Here is a 13,955-nt window from a genome sequence, read left to right on the forward strand (position 1 = left end):
CTCGCTGCGCTGCGCTCCGCTCAAACAGTCGCGGGCCCTGATCCGCCGCCCGCTGCGCTCCTCGACGCCGCAGAGGGGCGGGGGAGCGGGAGCGGGGTCCACACGGGCCATCGCTGCGCTCGGCCTGGGGGTGCCTTTGCTTCGCTCGGCACGAGGGGTGGGTCGTTGCTTTGCTCGACTTTCTGACGTTTCGGTCTTACTGCCTTTCGCGTGTGGGGAGAGGGCGGGGGTAAGAGTGGCCCGGGCCATCGTCGCAGCAACCTTTTGCACAGACGCTACTAAATCGATAGCTGACAGCCGGCGCTATACGCCGGCTACAGCCACTTTTCGTTCAAATNCCCGGGCCATCGTCGCAGCAACCTTTTGCACAGACGCTACTAAATCGATAGCTGACAGCCGGCGCTATACGCCGGCTACAGCCACTTTTCGTTCAAATTCTGCCTTGGTGCTGGTGCTTGTGCCGATGCGGGCGTTGGTGCCGGTGCCGGTGCCGGTGCCAGTGCCAGTACCAGTACCAGTACCAGTACCAGTGCCAGTGCCAGTGCCAGTGCCAGTACAGGTGCGGGTGCCTTTGCCTTTGCCGCTTCCGCCCCCAGGCGTAACTGCCGCGAAGCCGGCAGCAGCCGAGGGACCCCGCCTGCCGCGAGCACCGCAGGTTGCCCGCAGCGCAGCGGAGGGACGCAGCACGTGGGGTCGCCTTTTCTTGGTTACTTCTTTTGGCGAAGCAAAAGAAGTGACTCGCCCGCGGGGGCGAAATCCCCGCCTCCGATCAGCGGCGGCACAGCAGCAGCACATATGAGTCGGGCGCGGCCCTCACCCCCGCCCTCTCCCAGGGGGAGAGGGAGCCATGCAGGACAGCCGGGCACGGACCCGACAGCCGTCAGTGGATGGCCAGCCGGGCACGGCCCTCACCCCCGCACTCTCCCGGAAGCAGCGGAGCAATAACGGCCAAACCTGCGCACCGTAAGCAAGCGCAACATCAAGCGCCCAAGTCCTACCACCCCACCCCCTCCCCCTCGCCCATACTTCTCCCCCATGCTGCGCTCCCTCCTCGACAGGCTGCCCACCATCCCCGAACACCTCCTGTTCGGCACCCTGGCGGTCCTGGCCTATGTCATCACGACCCGTGCGCGCGGCGAGCAGCGGGCGCCGTCCAGCGCGATCGCCTGGGTCATGGGGCTGGCGCTGCTGCCGTACCTGGTGCTGCCGATGTACCTGGTCTTCGGCAGCCGCAAGCTGCGCCCGGCCCGCCTGCCGCGCGCGCGGCCGGCCGTCCCGCTCGGGCACTGGGCGGCCGAGCTGATCGAGAGCTTCGGCCTGGCGCCGCCGTCGGCCTGCAGCGTGCGGATGCACCACGACGGACACGAGGCGCTGGCCGCGCTCTGGGACACCATCGCGCAGGCGCGCTCCCGGATCGACGTCTGCACCTTCCTGATCGGCAACGACGACGTCGGCCGCGAGACCGTCGCGCGGCTTGCGGCGCGGGCCCGGGAGGGCGTGCGGGTGCGCTTGCTGCTCGACGGCTACGGCGCCCTGCTGGCGCCGCGCAACGCCTTCGATGCGTTGCGCGAGGCGGGTGCCGAGGTCGCCGTGTTCCGCCCGTTCCTGAGCCTGCGCCGCAGCGGCCCGCGCAACCTGCGCAACCACCGCAAGCTGCTGATCGCCGACCACGCCTGGCTCTGGTGCGGCGGGCGCAACCTGGCGGCCGAATACTTCAACGGGCGTGCGGGCGAGGCGCCGTGGGCCGACCTGTCGTTCGACCTGCACGGCGGCGTGGCGGCGGCGGCGGCCCACCAGTTCGAGCAGGACTGGGCCTCGGCCTGCGGCCACGCGCCGCGGCCGGTGGCGAGCCCGGCGGAGGTGCCGCACGGCGCGCTCGCGCAGTTCCTGCCCAGCGGCCCCGACCAGACCGAGGACACCGCCCAGGCGCTGCTGATCGACGCCTGCTTCCGCGCGCAGAACCGCATCCTGGTGGTCACCCCCTACTTCGTGCCCGACAACTTCCTGCGCGACGCGATGCGGCTGGCGGCGCGGCGCGGCGTCGAGATCACGGTGGCGCTGCCCACCCGATCCAACCACCGGCTGGCCGACTTCGTCCGCATGCGGGCGATGCGCGAGCTGTCGCGCGTCGGAGTGCGGTTCCGGATGCTGCCGGCGATGGCGCATGCCAAGGCGGTGGTGGTCGACGACAGCCTGGCGATGTGCGGATCGATCAACCTGGACCTGCGCAGCCTGCTGCTGAACCACGAGGCGGCGGTCGTCTTCTACAGCCTGGCCGAGATCGAATGGCTGGCCGGCTGGATCGCCGCGCTGGCCGCCACCGGGCACGACTTCGACCCGCGGCCGCCCTCGCTGCTGCGCGACATCAGCGAGGGCCTGCTGCTGACCGTCGCCTTCCAGCTCTGACCTTCCCCTTCATCTTTTCGTTCTCCGCGAGCACCCCGACCCATGTTCCACCCCTCCGAACTTTTGCAGGACTACGGCTACTACGCCGTCTTCTTCGCCGGCCTGCTCGAAGGCGAAACCATCCTCCTGCTGGGCGCCTACGCGGTGCACGAGGGTTATCTGAAGATCTGGCCGCTGATCGCCTGCGGCGCGGCGGCGGCCTTCCTGAGCGACCAGTTCTATTTCTTCCTGGGCCGGCGCAAGGGCCAGCAGGTGCTGGCGCGCCACCCGAAGATGCAGAAGCGCTTCACCCGCGCCTTCGGCTTCGTCCACCGGCATCCGATCTGGACGGTGATGCTGATGCGCTTCGCCTGGGGCCTGCGCATCGTGTTCCCGGTCGCCCTCGGCATGACCAAGATGCGCGCCGCGCTCTTCGTGCCGCTGAGCGCCTTCGCCTCGGTCGCATGGGCGATGATCGTCTCGTTCTTCGGCATCTGGGCCAGCGAGATGATCAAGTCGCTGATCGGCAGCCTGCGGCCGTACGAGTACGTGCTGATCGGCATCGCGGCGGTGGTGGGCCTGATCGTCGCGATCCGGCACATCCGAATGGACTAGGCCATGGCGTACCCAGTGCGGTGGCTGGTTCTGGCAGCGTGGCTGCTCGCAACCATGTGCGCGCAGGCGGCCGACACGCTGCGCATCGGCTCCAAGCGGTTCACCGAGAGCTACATCCTGGCCGAGATCGTGGCGCAGCAGGCGGCGGACGCGGGTGCGGCGACGCGGGTATCGCAGGGGCTGGGCAATACCGCGATCGTGTACGCGGCGCTGCGCGGCGGCAGCATCGACGTGTACCCGGAGTACACCGGCACCATCGCGCAGGAGATCCTGCGGCAGCCCGGCGCCACCGGCCTGGAGGCGCTGCGCAGCGCGCTCGCGCCGCTGGGGCTGGGCGTCGCGGTGCCGTTGGGCTTCAACGACGGCTACGGGCTGGCGATGCGCGCCGACGTGGCCGAACGGCGCGGCATCCGCACCCTGGCCGACCTGGCGCGGCACCCCGACCTGCGGCTGGGCCTGTCGAACGAGTTCCTGGGCCGGGCCGACGGCTGGCCGGGCCTGGCACGGCACCACGCCCTGCCGCAGACGCCGCAGGCGCTCGACCACGGGCTGGCCTACGACGCCCTGGCCCGCGGCCAGGTGGACATCGTCGACATCTACACCACCGACGCGCAGATCGAACGCCGCGGCCTGCGGGTGCTGCAGGACGCCGACGGCTACTTCCCGCGCTACGACGCGGTGCTGCTCTACCGGCTCGACGTGCCGCAGCGCTTCCCGGCCGCGTGGGCGGCCCTGCAGCGGCTGGAGGGCCGGATCGACGAGGCGCAGATGGTGCGGATGAACGCGCAGGCCGAGGTGGACGGCCAGCCGTTCGAGGCGATCGCCCAGGCATGGCACCGGCAGGCGGGGGCGACGGCGGCGGGCGCCGCGCTCGCCGCCGACGCGAACGCCAGCGCGCCACGGGCCGGGGCCACCCCCGCTGCCGCGGCGCCGCCCGCGGCGATCCGCGGGTTCGGCGCCAAGCTCTGGGGCCCCGACCTCGGGCGGCTGACGCGCCAGCACCTGCTGCTGGTGGCCGCATCGGTCGGCCTGGCACTGATGGTCGGCGTTCCGCTGGCGATGGCGGTGGCCTACCGGCCGCGCCTGCGCGCGCTGATGCTGGGCGCCGCGGGGCTGCTGCAGACAGTACCGTCGCTCGCGCTGCTGGCGATGCTGATCTCGCTCACCGGCAGCATCGGCAGCGTGCCGGCGCTGGCCGCGCTGATGCTCTACGCGCTGCTGCCGATCATGCGCAACACCGCCACCGGCCTGGCCGCCGTGCCGCCCGGGCTGCGGCAGGCGGCGCTGGCGCTGGGCATGACGCCCGGGCAGCGGATGCTGGCGGTCGAATTGCCGCTGGCCCTGCCGACCCTGATGGCCGGCGTGCGCACCGCCACCGCGATCGCCATCGGCACCGCGACCATCGCCGCCTTCATCGGGGCGGGCGGCTACGGCGAGCGGATCGTCACCGGCCTGGCGCTCAACGACCGCGGCCTGCTGCTGGCCGGCGCGCTGCCGGCGGCGGCCCTGGCGCTGGCCAGCGAAGCGGTGTTCGAATGCCTGGAGCGGGTCCTGCGCCGCCGGCAGGGCGCGGCAGCGCAAGAGGGCTGATGCGCAGCGCGTTTTCGAACGAAAAGTGGCCGGGGCCGTCGGTGGACGCCGGCATCTAGCTATTATTTTTATAGCATCACGTGGTCGAGACAGCCAGGCGGTGTCGTCCGGCCCGCCTGCAGCCGGGCATCAGCCCGCTGGCAATTCCATCGGCAGCAGGAACGACACGTCCGGTTCGCGCTGGGTGGCGATGAAGCGCACGAAGCGCAGCGCCTCCATGTCGAAGACGCCGACCTTGTCGTTGTCCTGGCTCACGTAGGCGATCGGCTTGGTCGGGTGGTAGCTCAGCGCGATGGCGCGGGCCTCCATCGGGATGTGGTGCAGCTCCTGCAGGGTGGCGGGGTCGACCACCGACAGGCTGCGTTCGCCGTAGTTGCTCACCACCAGACGGCCGTCGCGGTAGAGGTAGAGCCGCGTCGCGTCGTCGCGCGACGGCGCCCGGCGGGTCACCTGCATCGTCTCGGTGTCGATCGCGCAGAGGGTGTTGCTCCAGCGGCAGGTGACGTAGAGCGTCTTCTCGTCGGGGCTGAGCGCATAGCCCTCGGGCTTCTCGCCGGGTGCGCAGGCAACCGGCGCCACCGTCGCGTCGTGGGGGCGCACCCTGGTCACGGTGTGCGACAGCAGGTTCATCGCATAGGCGGTCCTGCCGTCGCGGGCCAGGGCGAACAGGTGGCTCTTGATGCCGCCCACCGGCACCGCGCGCCGGGGTGCGGTATCGGTCGCTGGCCGGTCGATCACCACCAGCTGCGCCCGGTCTTCGCTGAGCGCGTACAGCCGGCCCTGGTCGTCCATCTGGATGCCGTGCAGGCGGTTGAACGGCGCGATGTCGATGATGCGGGCCAGGGTGCGGGCGGCGATGTCGATCTGCAGGATGCAGGTGCCGCCTTCGCCCAGGTGGCCGGACGTCTCCACGCCGTAGTGGCCGACGTAGGCGAAGCGCCGCTCCCGGTCGACGACGAACTCGTGCGGGAAATCCGGCAGCGGGATGCTGGCCAGCCGTTCGCCGGTGTCGGCGTCGTAGTAACTGAAGCAGTGGCTGCATTTCTCCACCAGCAGCAGGATGTCGCGGGTCATGGCTGTTGTATTCCCTGGGTGTTGAGTCGGATGCGGTAGAGCGAGGTCGATGCCGCGATGAAGAGTTCGTCGCGCCGCGGGCCGCCGAAGGTGAGGTTGCCCACCTTCTCCAGCACCGGGATGCGGCCGAGCAGCGTGCCGTCGGGGTGCAGCACCTGCACCGCATCCAGGCTGCTGGTGTAGATCCAGCCGTGGCGGTCGATGCGGAAACCGTCGGGCAGTCCCGGGGATACGGCCGCCACCACCCGCATGCCGCTCAGCTGCAGGCCCTCGACGTCGAAGGCCACGATGTGGTGGTTGCCCCGGCCCAGGCGCTGCAGCGCGGCCGAGGTGTCGCTGACGTAGAGCACCGATTCGTCGGGCGAGAAGGCCAGGCCGTTCGGCTCCTGCACCTGGTCGGTCACCGCATGCAGGCGGCCGGTGGCGGGCTCGTAGCAGAAGACGTGGTTGGCCGCCTGCTCGGGCGCCGCCTTGTAACCCTCGCGGTTGCTCAGGATGCCGTAGGGCGGATCTGTGAACCAGATGGTGCCGTCGCTGCGAACCACCACGTCGTTGGGCGAATTGAGGCGCCGGCCCTCGAACCGGTCGACCACCACCTCGTCGGGCACGTGGGCCCGCACGCCGTCGGGGCCGACCCGCGTGCGCAGGATGGCGCGGCGGCCGTGGGAGCAGTGCAGCAGGTCGCCGTTGCGGTCGCGGGTATGGCCGTTGGTGAAATCGACGCCGTCGCGCCAGACGGTCATGCCCTCGGCCGCCGACCAGCGCAGCATGCGGTTGGCGGGGATGTCGCTCCAGAGCACCGCGCCGTCCTCGTGCATCCAGACGGGGCCTTCGCTCCAGGTGGCGCCGGTGCACAGCCGCTGCAGCACGGCGCCCTCGGCCACGGTGGCGAATCGGGGATCGAATATCTCGGGTGGGGTCGTCGTCATGCGGTTCATGGGTACTGCGCTCAGGCGACGCTCGGGTCCGCCGACCCGGGACCGACGCGCCGCGATGCGGTGAAGAGGTCGTTGCCGGCTGCGCTGCCGGTGCGGGTCTTGCGCCAGTCGGCCGCGGCGATCATGGCGTCGAGCGGCGCGACGCAGCCCGCCAGCGCCGCCGCCGCGGTGCGCTTGCCGCTCAGCACGTCGGGCAGCGCCTGTCCGATCACGTCGCGCGCCATCGTGTCCCATTCGGGGATCAACGGGCGCCAGGCCGGATTCGCGATCTTCATCGCGTACGGCAGGATGCTCTGCTCCGGACGGCGCGACCTGAACTCCACATCCGACAGCGTGGACCACCGGCCCGCGTTGCCACCGGAGATCGCGACACGCAGGTCGTTTTCCTTGTTCGTCAGCCACTGGATGAAGAGGAAGGCCGCCTCCGGATGGCGCGCGTTGGCCGGAATGCCCAGCCCGAAGCCGCCGGTCAACCCGGACCAGGTGCGCGCGGTGGGATGCATGGCATAGGCCACCTTGCCCGCGACCTTGGAGCGTTTCGGATCGTCCGCCAGGTTCATCACCGTCAGGCTGTCCAGGTAGAAGGCGCTCCGCCCCGACAGGAACGCTTCCTGCATCTCGCCGAAGCCGGCATTGGCATGGTTGTCCGGCCCGGTCTGCACGATGCGCGCCAGGGTTTCGGCGGCGCGCACGCCGCCCTCGTTCTGCAGCGCGGCGCGGTAGTTGCCGTCGAACACCTGGCCGCCGTGCGGCGTCAGGTGCAGCAGCCAGGCATGCACGATCTGGTGGCCGGCCTGGGTGCGCGAGGCCAGGCCGCCGATCTTCTCCTTGTCGTGCACCATTTCGCAGGCGGCCAGCAGCTCGGTGTAGTTGGTGGGGATCGGCAGCTTGAGCCGCTCCAGCACGTCGCGCCGGTAGCCGAGCACGCTGGTCTCGGCCCCGTAGGGCAGGCCGTAGAGCCGCGCGGGCGAGCGCGGCAGGTAGCTGCCCGGCCCGCCGACGCGGCCGATCGACTCGAGGTAGCCGGGGATGATGTCCTGCAGCGCATAGCCCGGCTGCGCCAGCGGGCCGGCCAGCAGGTCGTCGAGCGGGCGCAGCAGCTGGTGGCCCGCGTACTCGCTCTTCCAGGTGAGCAGGTAGGTGACGACGTCGTAGTCGCCCTGCTGCCGTCGCATTTCCTTGACCTGCCTGTCGTGCATGTCCAGGTAGGGCGTGCGGTCGCGCTCGACCAGGATGCCGGTCTCGGCGGTGAAGCGGTCGAACAGGGCCTGCGCCGCATCGTAGTGCGGATGCGGGCCGGGGTAGCTGATCGTGATCTTCTGCCCGCGGTACGGGCGGTAGAGGTCCTGCGCGTGCAGAGCAGGCGCGGCGGTTGCGGTGGCGATGCCGGCCGCGAGGAAATGGCGTCGATCCATCGAGAGTCCTGTTGTTGGTTCGTTCAGACCACGGCCAAGGCATGCCCGGCCGGCACCACGAAAGCGCCGACCATGCCCTGCAGTGCGCCGGTCTGACGGCGCAGCGCATCGGCGGCGGCGGCAGACTCTTCCACCAGCGCAGCGTTCTGCTGGGTGGTCATATGCAGGTTGTTGACGGTGATCAACAGTTCCTGCACATGGGCCCGTTGGTGCACCGCGGTGTCGGACACCTCTCCCATGGCATGGGCCACCGCGGTCACCGCGGTCTGCAGTTGTGCCATCGAAGCACCGACCGCGTCCGCCATACGGGTGCCGTTCTGCACCCGCTCGCGGGTGGACGACACCACCTTGCGGATTTCACGCGCCGAGTCGGAGCAGCGCTGCGCCAGCGCCCGCACCTCTTGCGCCACCACCGCGAAGCCGCGTCCCTGCGGGCCGGCACGGGCCGCCTCCACTGCCGCATTCAGCGCCAGCAGGTTGGTCTGGAACGCGATCGCGTCGATCACCCCGACGATGTCGGCGATGTGCGCAGCGCTCTCCTGGATCACCCGCATGCCGGCCCCCAGTTCGGTGGTGGTGCCGGCGGCCGTGGCCGCGGCACCGGCGGCGGCGCGGGCCAGGCCCTGCGCGTCTTCAGCTGCGCGGGCGCCCTGCTCCGACGCCTGCCGCAGCTGTTCGACCGTGGCGGCCGAGCGGTCGAGCTCGATCACCTCCTGCTCGGTCCGCTGGCTCAGGTCGAAGTTGCCGGCCGCCAGTTCGTTGGTCGAGAGGTCGATCGCCCCGGCACTGTCGCGCACGCCGACCACGAGCGTGGCCAGCCCCTGCTGCATCCGGCCCAGGGCCTCCAGCAGCACCGCCATCTCGCGCGGCGCACCGGAGCCGGACGCGGTGGCGGCAAGGTTGCCGCGCGCCACCCGGTCGGCTGCCGCCATCGCGTCGGCCAGGGGGCCGGTCACCGCGCGCAAGGTCAGCACCGCCAGGCCGGCGACGGCCACCGCGCCCACCAGCGCCACCAGGGCCAGGGCGGCGATCTCCAGCCGACCGCGCCGGTCCTGGTCCTGCCGGCTCTGGTCGACCCGCTCCGACACCCGCTGCACCAGCTCGGGCAAGGCGGCCTCGGCATCGCGCAGTCCGGCACGGCCGGGCGCCATCAGTTCGTTGCCGACGCCGGCCGACAGCACCGCGCCCGACTGCATCTTCTTCAGGAAGAACTGCATGCCGGCCTGGTACGAGGCCAGGCCCTTGCCGATGCGGGCGGCGCTGGCCGCGACGACCGGGTCGGCGTCGGCCGAGAGGGCCCTCGCCCCGGCGGTGCCGGTGGCGTACGCGGACTCCCAGGCGGCCTGCGCCGCGTCGGCCAGCGGCGCGCTCTCGAAGTTGACGATCAGCTCCATCTCGTGGCGGCCCATGCGGCTGAGCGCATCGCGCAGCGCGCCCGCCTGCGTCAGGGCGACCAGGTCGCGCTCGGCGAACGCGGTCGCCACCGTGCGGCCCTGCAGCACCGCGGCCACGCCCACCGCCGCCACCGCGCACACCGCCAGCACCGTGACCAGCGCCAGGGCCCACAGGCGTTGCCGGATGCTGAGCCGCCCCTCGCGCACGCCCATACTCAGCCCTTCACCGCGCCGGCCGTCAGGCCGGTGATGATCTGGCGCGCGGCCAGGAAGGTGAAGACCAGCGGCGGGATCGCGATCAGGCTGCCGAGCGCCATGACCTTGCCCCAGTCCACCCCGATGTCCGTGATGTAGAGCGAGGCGGCGACCGGCAGGGTGCGGGTCGCGCGGTCGGTCAGCACCAGGGCCAGGATGAACTCGTTCCAAGCGATGCGGAAGGTGAAGATCGCCGCCGCAGCCAGGCCCGGCCGGATCAGCGGCAGGACGACGCGCCAGAACACCGCGACCGGCCCGCAGCCGTCGATCGCCGCCGCTTCCTCCAGCTCGATCGGCACCTGCTGGATGAAGCCGTAGAGCAGCCAGATGGTGAACGGCAGGTTGACCGCCACGTAGAGCAGCACCAGCCCGCCGAGCGAATTGGCGATGCCGGCCTGGCTCCAGATCATGAAGACCGGCACGGCCAACACCGCCAGCGGCACGGTGCGCAGCAGCAGCGTGGTGTAGCCCAGCACCCTGCGCCCCCGGAACCGCAGCCGCACCAGTCCGTAGGCGGCCATGCAGCCCAGCAGCAGCGTGATCGCGGTCGAGGCCACGCCCACCAGCAGGCTGTTGACCAGGTAGCGGTCGAAGTGGTCGTCGAACAGCACGTCGCGGTAGTTCTGCAGCGTCGGCATGAAGACGAAATTCAGCCCCTGGGTGAACAGGTCGCTCTGCAGCTTGAACGAGGTGGCGAACATCACCACGATCGGCGTCACGCAGAAGAGGCCCAGCGCCAGCAGCGCGACGTAGTGCAGCAGGTCGCCTAGGCGTGCCAGCAGGAAGCGGGGACGCCGCGGCGTGGCGATCGGGTGGCCGAGGGTGCTCATGACCGCTCCTCCTTCAAGGGGTTGGACAGGCGCAGCGCGAACCACGAGAGGCCCGCCACCACCGCCAGCAGCAGCACCGAGATGGCCGCGGCGGCACCGAGCTGCTGGCCGACGAAGGCCGTCTTGTAGATGTGCAGCGACAGGATTTCGGTGGAGTCGCCCGGCCCGCCGAAGGTGAGGATGTAGACCACCTCCAGCACCCGGAACGCGTCGATCAGCCGCATCAGCAAGGTGACCACGATGACGTTCATCACCATCGGCAGCTTGACCCGGAAGGTGGTCTGCCACCAGTTGGCGCCGTCCATGCGGGCGGCCTCCAGCACCGCGGTGTCGACGTTGGCGAGCGCGGCGACCATCATGATGAAGACGAAGGGCGTCCACTGCCAGATGTCGGCGATCACGATGGCCGCGAAGGCCATGTGCTCGTTGGCCAGCCAGGCCACCGGCTGCGCCCCGAACACGCCGAGCAGCGCGTTGACCAGCCCGAACTGCGCATCGAACAGGTAGCGCCAGGTGAGGCCCACCGCGATCGGCGCGATCATCATCGGCAGGATGAACAGCGTGCGGAAGAACGCGACGCCGCGCAGCGGACGGCCCGGCCGGTCCTCCAGCGCCAGGGCCAGCGCGATGCCCAGCACCATCTCGGCGGCGACGCAGACGAAGGCGAACAGCAGCGTGATGCGCAGGGAGCGCCAGACCGCCGGGTCCTGCAGGGTGCGCAGGAACGTCTCCAGGCCGACCCAGCGGGCGTCGGACCACGGCGTGCCGATGCTCCAGTCGTAGAAGCCCAGCTGCAGCGCCGACAGCACCGGATAGAGGCAGGCCACCGCCATCACGACGGCCGCGGGGCCGACGTAGACGAGCGGCACCCAGGCGGGTGTTTTCATCGTGGGACTTTCGCAAGAAGGAGGCCTGCAGCCGGCGCCGCGCGCCGGCCTGCAGCTACAGAAACCATAGCAATCGACCTGCAGCCGGGTCAGGCCTTGAGGTATCCGCCGCGCCGCATGATCTCGGTCACCTTCGGCACCACGCCGTCGAGCGCGTCCTTCGGTGTCTTCTTGCCGGTGAGCGCCTCGGAGATCGCCACGCCCAGCGCCTGGATGTTGATCTCGTCCCACTCGGGGATGATCGGACGCCAGTCGGGGTCGGAGTACTTGAGCTGCTCGCGCAGGGTGATGTACTCGGGGTACTGGCGCACCAGGTCGGCATCGGCCAGGGTGCTGTTGCGGATCGGCACGCCACCGGCCTTCGCCACCGCGACGTCCTGCTGCTTGGAGGTCAGCCACTGCATCAGCAGGAAGGCCGCGTCCGCGTTCTTGGCGTTGTGCGGAATCGCCAGGCCCAGGCCGCCGGACTGCGACGCGTACTTCACCCCCTTCGGATGCAGCGCGTAGCTCACCTTGCCCGCGATCTTCGAGCGGGCCGGGTCGTTGACCTGGCCGAAGATGACGGTCGAATCGAGGTACATCGCAGACTGGCCCTGCAGGAAGGCGGTCATCATCTCGCCCTGGCCGTAGCTCGGGATGCCGGCGGGCCCGGTCTCCGAGATTTCCTTCAGCAGGGCCAGGGCCTTGACGCCCACCTCGTCGTTGAAACGCGGCTTCCAGGCCGCATCGAACACCTTGCCGCCCAGCGGGTTCAGGTGCAGCAGCCAGGCGTGCACGCACTGGTGGCCGGCCTGGCCGCGCGAGGTGAGCGCCCCGATCGCCTGCTTCTTCTCGATCATGGGCAGCAGGGCCTGCAGTTCCGCATAGTTTTCCGGCGGCTTGAGGTCGTGCTTGGCGAAGATGTCGCGGCGGTAGGCGAGGATCGAGGTCTCGGCACCGTAGGGCAGGCCGTAGAGCTTGGCACCCGGGCCGGCCAGGTAGCCGCGCGGGCCGCCGACCAAGCCGATGTTCTCGCGGTAGGCCGGCACGATGTCCTGCAGGTCGAAGGCCGGGTCGGCCAGCGCCGGGTTCTTCAGGAAAGGATCGAGCTCGCGGATCAGGTTCTTCTTGACGTACTCGCCCTTCCACATCACGACGTAGCTCACCAGATCGTAGTCGCCCTGGGGCTTGGCCATCTCGAGCAGCTGCTTGTCCTTCATCCGCAGGATCTGCAGCTTGTCCACCTCGACCTTGATGCCGGTTTCCTTGGTGAAGGCCGGCAGCAGCTTGAGCATCGCCTCGTAGTGCGGATGCGCCGGGATGCTGATGACGACCGACTGGCCGCGGTACTTGGCATAGCGGTCCTGCGCATGCGCGCTGCCGAAAGGCAGCGCGGCGCCGAAGAGGGAAAGGCCGGTGGCCTTGACGATGTCGCGACGTTGCATGGTGGGTCTCCTGGGGCGTTGTCCGGTGGGGTCAGGCGGCGTAGTTGTGGCCGGTGGATCGTTCGAAGACGTGCAGGTCCGCCGGATCGGCCGTGAGCGGCACGGTGCTGCCGACCAGGTCGGTGCGGTGGCCCGGCACCACGGCCGTCAGCCGGGTGGCGGGGAACTGGTCGAGGTGGCCGACCAGCACGCTCTCGGTGCCCAGGTACTCGACCATCGCGACCCGGATGCGCAGCGCGGCGGCCGCGCCGTCGGCGATGCGCAGGGCCTGCGGGCGCACGCCGGCGACCACCGCGGTTCCCGCCACCAGGCCGGCGGTGGACGGCGCGGGCAGCACGAAGCCCTCGCCCTCCAGCCCGCCGTCGGCGCGCACCGTGGCCGGCAACAGGTTCATGGTGGGCGTGCCGATGAAGCCGGCGACGAAGAGGTTGGCCGGGCGGTTGAACACCTCCTGCGGCGTGCCGACCTGCTGGATCAGGCCCTTGTCGAAGATCACGATGCGCGAGGCCAGCGTCATCGCCTCGACCTGGTCGTGGGTGACGTAGACGGTGGTCTTGCCGAGCCGCTGGTGCAGCACCGCCAGCTCGGCCCGCATGTGGCCGCGCAGCTTGGCGTCGAGGTTGGACAGCGGCTCGTCGAACAGGAACACCTCCGGCTCCCGCACGATCGAGCGGCCGATCGCCACCCGCTGGCGCTGGCCGCCCGAGAGTTCCTTGGGCTTGCGCTGCAGCAAATGGCCCATGTTGAGGATGCGGGCCGCTTCCTGCACCCGGCGCTCGATCTCCGCCTTCGGCGTGCCGGCCAGGCGCAGCGCGAAGCTCATGTTCTCTGCCACGTCCATGTGCGGGTACAGGGCGTAGTTCTGGAAGACCATCGCGATGTTGCGCTGCTTGGGCGGCACGTCGGTCACGTCGCGGCCGGCGATGAAGATGCGCCCCTGCGTGACCGTCTCCAGGCCGGCGACCATCCGCAGGGTGGTCGACTTGCCGCAGCCCGACTCGCCCAGCAGGACCACGAACTCGCCCTGGCGGACACGCAGGTTCATCTCTTGCACCACCGTCACCTCGCCGAAGCGCTTGATGACGCCCTGCAGTTCGAGGCCGGCGACACCGGCATTGGTACTCATCGAATCGTGTGTCATTTTGTCT

11 protein-coding genes are annotated in these 13,955 nt (G+C 70.2%); 3 read left to right on the plus strand and 8 right to left on the minus strand.

Translation table 11 applies throughout. The annotated features are described in order from the left end of the window. The first annotated feature begins 1,035 nt into the window (after nt 1–1,035). Genes ASE76_RS12025 through ASE76_RS12035 form a run of 3 tightly spaced genes read left to right on the plus strand, consistent with a single transcriptional unit; the run spans nt 1,036 to nt 4,590 of the window. Nucleotides 1,036–2,406 (plus strand): phosphatidylserine/phosphatidylglycerophosphate/cardiolipin synthase family protein, encoded by a 1,371-nt coding sequence (locus tag ASE76_RS12025; protein ID WP_055839695.1) that lies wholly within the window; start codon nt 1,036–1,038, stop codon nt 2,404–2,406. 42 nt (nt 2,407–2,448) lie between these two features. Then, nucleotides 2,449–3,000 (plus strand): DedA family protein, encoded by a 552-nt coding sequence (locus ASE76_RS12030; RefSeq protein ID WP_055839698.1) that lies wholly within the window; start codon nt 2,449–2,451, stop codon nt 2,998–3,000. A gap of 3 nt (nt 3,001–3,003) precedes the next feature. Next, on the plus strand, nt 3,004–4,590 hold the full coding sequence (locus tag ASE76_RS12035) for a glycine betaine ABC transporter substrate-binding protein (protein ID WP_055839701.1): 1,587 nt from the start codon (nt 3,004–3,006) through the stop codon (nt 4,588–4,590). Between the two features lie 129 nt (nt 4,591–4,719). Here ASE76_RS12035 and ASE76_RS12040 read toward each other — a convergent pair whose 3' ends face one another. From ASE76_RS12040 to ASE76_RS12075, 8 genes are all read right to left on the minus strand, one after another. Next, nucleotides 4,720–5,664: a YncE family protein gene (locus ASE76_RS12040; RefSeq protein ID WP_055839703.1), complete on the minus strand. Its 945-nt coding sequence runs from the start codon at nt 5,662–5,664 to the stop codon at nt 4,720–4,722. Further along, nucleotides 5,661–6,602: an SMP-30/gluconolactonase/LRE family protein gene (locus ASE76_RS12045; RefSeq protein WP_369793409.1), complete on the minus strand. Its 942-nt coding sequence runs from the start codon at nt 6,600–6,602 to the stop codon at nt 5,661–5,663. Before ASE76_RS12045 ends, ASE76_RS12040 begins: the two co-directional genes overlap by 4 nt. Before the next feature lie 11 nt (nt 6,603–6,613). After that, complete coding sequence (locus tag ASE76_RS12050; protein WP_082448423.1) at nt 6,614–8,017, minus strand: ABC transporter substrate-binding protein; 1,404 nt, start codon at nt 8,015–8,017, stop codon at nt 6,614–6,616. A 23-nt stretch (nt 8,018–8,040) separates the two neighbouring features. Beyond that, a complete protein-coding gene (locus ASE76_RS12055) occupies nt 8,041–9,624 on the minus strand; it encodes a methyl-accepting chemotaxis protein (protein WP_055839706.1) in 1,584 nt (527 codons plus the stop codon). Nucleotides 9,625–9,626: 2 nt separating this feature from the next. After that, on the minus strand, nt 9,627–10,496 hold the full coding sequence (locus tag ASE76_RS12060) for a carbohydrate ABC transporter permease (RefSeq protein WP_055839709.1): 870 nt from the start codon (nt 10,494–10,496) through the stop codon (nt 9,627–9,629). Beyond that, nucleotides 10,493–11,383 carry a carbohydrate ABC transporter permease gene (locus tag ASE76_RS12065; protein ID WP_055839712.1) on the minus strand — a complete coding sequence of 297 codons (891 nt, stop codon included), beginning with the start codon at nt 11,381–11,383 and terminating at the stop codon, nt 10,493–10,495. Before ASE76_RS12065 ends, ASE76_RS12060 begins: the two co-directional genes overlap by 4 nt. Nucleotides 11,384–11,472: 89 nt before the next feature. Further along, the gene (locus ASE76_RS12070) at nt 11,473–12,807 is read right to left on the minus strand and encodes an ABC transporter substrate-binding protein (RefSeq protein ID WP_055839715.1); all 1,335 of its coding nucleotides are present in this window, start codon (nt 12,805–12,807) and stop codon (nt 11,473–11,475) included. A 31-nt stretch (nt 12,808–12,838) separates the two neighbouring features. Next, nucleotides 12,839–13,933 carry an ABC transporter ATP-binding protein gene (locus tag ASE76_RS12075; protein ID WP_082448425.1) on the minus strand — a complete coding sequence of 365 codons (1,095 nt, stop codon included), beginning with the start codon at nt 13,931–13,933 and terminating at the stop codon, nt 12,839–12,841. Nucleotides 13,934–13,955: the final 22 nt, after the last annotated feature.

The organism is Xylophilus sp. Leaf220, from assembly GCF_001421705.1.
Taxonomy (GTDB): Bacteria; Pseudomonadota; Gammaproteobacteria; order Burkholderiales; family Burkholderiaceae_C; genus Xylophilus.

Coding starts and splice junctions, on each gene's coding strand:
- ASE76_RS12035 (WP_055839701.1), top strand. CDS start 3,004: ATGGCGTACCCAGTGCGGTGGCTGGTTCTGGCAGCGTGGCTGCTCGCA.
- ASE76_RS12065 (WP_055839712.1), bottom strand. CDS start 11,383: ATGAAAACACCCGCCTGGGTGCCGCTCGTCTACGTCGGCCCCGCGGCC.
- ASE76_RS12060 (WP_055839709.1), bottom strand. CDS start 10,496: ATGAGCACCCTCGGCCACCCGATCGCCACGCCGCGGCGTCCCCGCTTC.
- ASE76_RS12045 (WP_369793409.1), bottom strand. CDS start 6,602: ATGAACCGCATGACGACGACCCCACCCGAGATATTCGATCCCCGATTC.
- ASE76_RS12030 (WP_055839698.1), top strand. CDS start 2,449: ATGTTCCACCCCTCCGAACTTTTGCAGGACTACGGCTACTACGCCGTC.
- ASE76_RS12070 (WP_055839715.1), bottom strand. CDS start 12,807: ATGCAACGTCGCGACATCGTCAAGGCCACCGGCCTTTCCCTCTTCGGC.
- ASE76_RS12040 (WP_055839703.1), bottom strand. CDS start 5,664: ATGACCCGCGACATCCTGCTGCTGGTGGAGAAATGCAGCCACTGCTTC.
- ASE76_RS12025 (WP_055839695.1), top strand. CDS start 1,036: ATGCTGCGCTCCCTCCTCGACAGGCTGCCCACCATCCCCGAACACCTC.
- ASE76_RS12055 (WP_055839706.1), bottom strand. CDS start 9,624: ATGGGCGTGCGCGAGGGGCGGCTCAGCATCCGGCAACGCCTGTGGGCC.
- ASE76_RS12050 (WP_082448423.1), bottom strand. CDS start 8,017: ATGGATCGACGCCATTTCCTCGCGGCCGGCATCGCCACCGCAACCGCC.
- ASE76_RS12075 (WP_082448425.1), bottom strand. CDS start 13,933: ATGAGTACCAATGCCGGTGTCGCCGGCCTCGAACTGCAGGGCGTCATC.